2 protein-coding genes are annotated in these 745 nt (G+C 62.4%); both read left to right on the forward strand.

What is annotated here, in order from left to right:
* The first annotated feature begins 55 nt into the window (after window positions 1–55).
* Window positions 56–175 (forward strand): TraR/DksA C4-type zinc finger protein, encoded by a 120-nt coding sequence (locus AM506_RS23515; RefSeq protein ID WP_230855344.1) that lies wholly within the window; start codon window positions 56–58, stop codon window positions 173–175.
* Window positions 175–745 (forward strand): PriCT-2 domain-containing protein (locus AM506_RS21700; protein WP_235576175.1); only part of this gene is annotated, 571 nt, incomplete at its 3' end. The genes AM506_RS23515 and AM506_RS21700, both read left to right, overlap by 1 nt.

A 745-nucleotide genomic window follows, 5' to 3' on the forward strand; every position in this document is an offset into this window, starting at 1 on the left:
TCAGCGCATGCAGGATGCGCTGGATGCCCGCCGGGCGAGCCAGCAGAGCGAGGCGATGCAGGGGCCGGCGAATTGTGTGGAGTGCGATGAGCCGATCCCGACGGCGCGGCGCTTGAGCGTGCCGGGGTGCCGGTATTGCACGGAGTGCCAGGCGGCCAGGGAGGGGCGGCGGTGATGGGCCAAAAGCGCGAATATATTCCTCTGGGCCTTGACGAAGTTCGCCAGGCGCTTCTATTCATCCCGGCCGATGATCGAGAAGTGTGGATCAACATCGGCAATGCTTTGAAGACTGAATTCGATGATGCGGGCTGGGACCTCTGGGACAGCTGGAGCCAGTCGAGCGACAAGTACAAGGCGGGCGACGCCTGGAAGAAATGGAAGTCGTTGAAGCCAGGGAAGGTGAGCATCCGCTATCTGGACAAGCTCGCCCGCAATTCTGGTTGGCGCCGCGAGCGGCGCGAACTGACGCCAGAAGAAAAGCAACGTTTGAAAGCTGAGGCAGAAGAGCGTCGCCGTCTGGTCGCCGAAAAGGTGGAGGCAGACGAAGCCAAGCTCGAGCGTATGCAGCTCGCGGTGGCGGAAGCCTGCCAGCGGGTACTTGAGGTGCATCTGAACGAGCAGGGTGCCTCGTCGTACCTGGAGCGCAAGGGAGTGGGCGCCCATGGCGTGCTGTTCCCGTGCCGTGCTGTGTTGGTTAACGTCGATTCGCAACGCGAGCGAGTGGATATCTGGGCTGGCGAGGAAG

The sequence above is a fragment of the Rossellomorea vietnamensis genome (assembly GCF_001305855.1).
In the GTDB taxonomy this organism is placed as follows: Bacteria; Bacillota; Bacilli; order Bacillales; family Bacillaceae_B; genus Rossellomorea; species Rossellomorea vietnamensis_A.

What these genes read in the sequence shown, in the direction of transcription:
- AM506_RS23515 (WP_230855344.1), top strand. Translation starts at nt 56, where the DNA reads ATGCAGGGGCCGGCGAATTGTGTGGAGTGCGATGAGCCGATCCCGACG.